Source organism: Kribbella sp. (assembly GCF_035655035.1).
Classification (GTDB): Bacteria; Actinomycetota; Actinomycetes; order Propionibacteriales; family Kribbellaceae; genus Kribbella.
On sequence record NZ_DASRVN010000562.1, the window covers coordinates 1 to 4,288 of the forward strand.

General features: G+C 67.9%; 3 protein-coding genes. 2 read left to right on the plus strand and 1 reads right to left on the minus strand.

The window, feature by feature from the left end; all coding sequences use genetic code 11:
* Window positions 1–1,060, plus strand: a 1,060-nt coding sequence (locus VFF46_RS30165; protein ID WP_325040623.1) for an MFS transporter, incomplete at its 5' end; no start/stop codon positions are given.
* On the opposite strand, the gene VFF46_RS30170 is transcribed toward VFF46_RS30165, so the two are convergent.
* Window positions 996–2,618 carry an AMP-binding protein gene (locus VFF46_RS30170; RefSeq protein WP_325040624.1) on the minus strand — a complete coding sequence of 541 codons (1,623 nt, stop codon included), beginning with the start codon at window positions 2,616–2,618 and terminating at the stop codon, window positions 996–998. The genes VFF46_RS30165 and VFF46_RS30170 overlap by 65 nt on opposite strands.
* Window positions 2,619–2,996: 378 nt before the next feature.
* On the opposite strand from VFF46_RS30170, the gene VFF46_RS30175 reads away from it, so the two are divergent.
* A partial coding sequence (locus tag VFF46_RS30175) for a restriction endonuclease (RefSeq protein WP_325040625.1) occupies window positions 2,997–4,288 on the plus strand: 1,292 nt, incomplete at its 3' end.

Here is a 4,288-nt window from a genome sequence, read left to right on the forward strand (position 1 = left end):
CGGGATCGCCGCCGGTACGGTCGGCCTGTTCGTCACCGTCACCCAGGCGGGGTACGCCCTCGGCCTGTTCTTCCTGGTCCCCCTGGGCGACCTCCTCGACCGTCGCCGCCTGATCCGTCTGCACTTCGCGCTGCTGGCCGCCGCCCTGCTTCTCACCGCCCTCGCCCAGAACGCCCTGATGCTCTTCGCAGGCCTGGCCGCCGTCGGCGCCCTCGCGGTCGTCACCCAGTCGCTGGTCGCGTACGGCGCAGCCCTCACCACCCCCACCGAACGCGGCCGCACGGTAGGCACCATCACCACCGGCATAGTCCTGGGCATCCTCCTCGCCCGAACCACCTCCGGCCTCCTCACCGACCTCTCCAGCTGGCGAGCCACCTACCTAACCGCCTCCGTCGCTTGCCTGACGATCACCACCCTCTTCACGCGCCCAGCAGCCGCCGCCTCATCCAGGGATCGGTTGCGTTATTTGGGGTTGTTGCGTTCTACTGCTGGGCTCTTGCGGGAGCGGGTGTTTCGGGAGAGTGCGGCTCGGGCGTTCTTCATCTTCGCGTCGTTCAGCACCTTGTGGACCTCCATCGCGTTGCCGTTGAGCGAGCGTGGGCTGTCACACACGGAGATCGGGGCGTTCGGGTTGATCGGGGCGGCGGGCGCACTGGCGGCCGGGCCCGCCGGGCGGTTGGCGGATCGGGGGTGGGGACCGGTCGTGACCGCCGCGGCTTCGGTGCTGTTGGCAACCAGTTGGCTGGTGACGGCGCATTCCCTGGTGGGGCTGGCGATCGGCGCCGTCCTGCTCGACCTCGCCGTACAGGCGATCCACGTCACCAACCAGAGCATGATCTACCGGCCGGACTCCGGCAGCCGGCTGATCGGTGCGTACATGGTGTTCTACTCGCTAGGCAGCGCCACCGGCGCGATCGCCTCGACGGCGTTGTACGAACGCGCCGGCTGGAACGCCGTCTGCGTCCTCGGCGCCACCTTCGCCCTCGGCGCGCTGGTCAGCTCAGTCCGAGCAGCTCGACGGACTTCTCCCGCATCTCGACCTTGCGAATCTTGCCCGTGACCGTCATCGGGAACTCGTCCACGAGTACGACGTACCGAGGGATCTTGAAGTGCGCCAGCTTCCCGGTAGCGAACGCCCGGACCGCCTCCACGTCCAGCGGCTCCACCCCGGGCTTCAGCTTGATCCAGGCGCACAGCTCCTCGCCGTACTTCTCGTCGGGGACGCCAATGACCTGGACGTCGGCGATCGACGGGTGCGTGTAGAGGAACTCCTCGATCTCCCGCGGGTACACGTTCTCGCCGCCGCGGATCACCATGTCCTTGATCCGGCCGACGATGTTCACGTACCCGTCGTCGCGCATCGTCGCCAGGTCGCCGGTGTGCATCCAGCGCGCCTGGTCGATCGCCTCCGCGGTCTTCTCCGGCTCGTCCCAGTAGCCGAGCATCACGGAGTACCCGCGGGTGCACAGCTCGCCGGTCTCACCCCGCTCGACGACGAGGCCGGTCGCCGGGTCGACGAGCTTCACCTCGACGTGCGGCATCACCCGGCCGACGGTCGACGTACGGCGGTCCAGGTCGTCGTCGCGCCGGGTCTGCGTGGACACCGGCGACGTCTCGGTCATCCCGTAGCAGATCGCGACCTCGGCCATGTGCATGTCCGCGACGCAGCGCTTCATCACCTCGACCGGGCACGGCGAACCGGCCATCACCCCGGGCCGGAGGCTGCTGAGGTCGTACGACGCGAAGTCCGGCAGGCCGAGCTCGGCGATGAACATCGTCGGTACGCCGTACAGCCCGGTGCACCGCTCGTCCTGCACGGCCTGCAGCGTCGCCGCCGGGTCGAACGCCGGCCCCGGGATCACCATGCAGGCGCCGTGCGTGGTGCAGCCGAGGTTGCCCATCACCATGCCGAAGCAGTGGTAGAACGGCACCGGGATGCAGAGCCGGTCCTCGGCGGTGAACGCGATCGTCTCGGTGACGAAGAAGCCGTTGTTCAGGATGTTGTGGTGGCTGAGCGTCGCGCCCTTCGGGAAGCCCGTCGTACCGCTGGTGTACTGGATGTTGATCGGGTCGTCGAAGGACAGCTCGGCCTCGCGGGCGGCCAGCTCGTCGACGGTGATCCGGGACGCGTCGTCGCGGAGCTGGTCCCAGTCGCCGGTGCCGAGGTAGACCGTCTCCTCGAGCGACGGGCAGTTCGGGCGTACCTCGTCGACCATCGCGCGGTAGTCGCTGGTCTTGAACTCGGTCGCGGAGACGAGCAGCCGGACGCCGGACTGGTTCAGCGCGTACGCGAGTTCGTGGGTGCGGTACGCCGGGTTGATGTTCACCAGGATCGCGCCCATCAGCGCGGTGGCGTACTGCGTGATCGTCCACTCGGCCTGGTTCGGCGCCCAGATGCCGACCCGGTCGCCCTTCGCGATCCCGCGCGCCATCAGGCCGCGGGCAACAAGTTCGACCTCCGCGCCGAACTCGTCGTACGTCCAGCGCCTTCCGGTCTGTACCTCCACCAGCGCCTCGCGATCGCCGTACGCACCGATCGTCCGTCTCAGGTTCGCCCCGATCGTCTCCCCCAGCAACGAAACCTCGGACACCCCAGACGCGTACGACGGAAGGCTCATCCCAGCATCGTCACCCCGACCCACCAACCCCGGCAACCCCACACGCACACGTCCCCAACCCCACCCGCACCAGAAACAAGAGCCGTCTTCCTTCCCTCAACTGCTGTGAAAGCGAACCTGCACGTGCACGTTCGAAACGGGGGGCTCCCCACACCTCCTCCTTCCTGCCCTCAACTGACGTCAAAGGGAGCTTGCACAGCAGGAAACGGGGGCTCCCCACTCCCTCCGCTTTCCTTCCCTTAACTGGTGTGAAAGGGAACCTGCACGTGCGGCAGGAAACGGGGGGTGGACGGCAAGCAATGTCCTTACCAACTCTCCGTCACATTCGGTCGCGGAGCGTGGTTGGACCGTTACATTGGATCAGAGAGGTGTGAGGCGATGGGCCGATCTGCCGAAGTTCATGCCCGCAGCGACCGTCCGCCCGGACGCACAGCCGAGGCGGCTCAACGGACCGCTGCGGTACAGGAACACGTCCAGGTCCTGGAGAACATCCTGGCCGATGCACTCGCCGTCGATGTCGACGGCACCGATCTGCAGACTCTGAAACGCGCTCCGCGGCGGGCACCGCCGACCGTGTCCCCGGCCGATCTCGAGGCGCATCCCGGACCTGTCTGGGATGCGTTCGTGCCCCACCCGCCGGGACCGTTCCGGTGGTGGGGCGCCGAGCGCAGGTTCGCGCGTCGACTCGCCGACGCGGAGGACCGGTTCGCGGAGGCGATCGAGCGGCACCGGGCCGCCGAGGAGACCCGCCGCGAGCGGGTGGCCAAGGCCCTGCGCGACCAGGTCGAGCGCCAACGCCGCCTCGACGAGGCGACCGCGGAACAGCATGCACGGATCGACGCGTACGAACGAGCCGTGGAGGCCCGTGACCGCGCAGCCGTGACCCGGTACTTCACCAAGGCACTGGACCGCCACCCAGAGCCACTGGACTTCCCCCGGCGACGCAAGGTCGGGTACGTACCGGAGTCGACACTGCTCGCGGTCGAGTGGGACCTACCCGACATCAGCGTCGTACCTGCTGAAGCGTCGTACCGCTATGACCGCTCTCTGGACGCCGTACTGGCCGTGCCGCGAGACCCTGCCGAGCTGCGTCGGCTCTACCAACAACTGGTCGCCCAACTAGCGCTACGAGCGCTACACCTCGTTTTCGGCAGCGACAGGTACGGCGTGGTCGAAACGGTCGTGTTCAACGGGATGGTGGAGTCGGTGGACCTCACGACCGGTCAGACCGTACGGCCGTGCCTCATCACGCTGCGGGCGACCCGGGAGCAGTACCAGGCGCTGGTGCTCGACCAACTCGACCCGGTGGCCTGCGTACGGCACTATTTCGCGGCTGAGGTGTCTCGGCACCCGGAGGAACTGCAGCCAGTGGAACCCGTGCTGGAGTTCGACCTGACCGACCCGCGCATCGTCGAGGCGGTCGACGTGATCAGCGAGATCGACGCCCGCCCGAACCTGCTGGACCTCAGCCCCGAGTCGTTCGAGCACCTGGTGCACAACCTGCTGACCCGGATGGGCCTGGAAACCAGACTGTTCCGCCGCGGCACCGACGGCGGCATCGACTGCGTCGCGTACGACCCACGCCCGATCACCGGCGGCAAGTTCGTCGTACAGGCCAAGCTGTGGACCCGCACCGTTTCCCCGTCAGCCGTCCGCGACCTCTTCGGCAC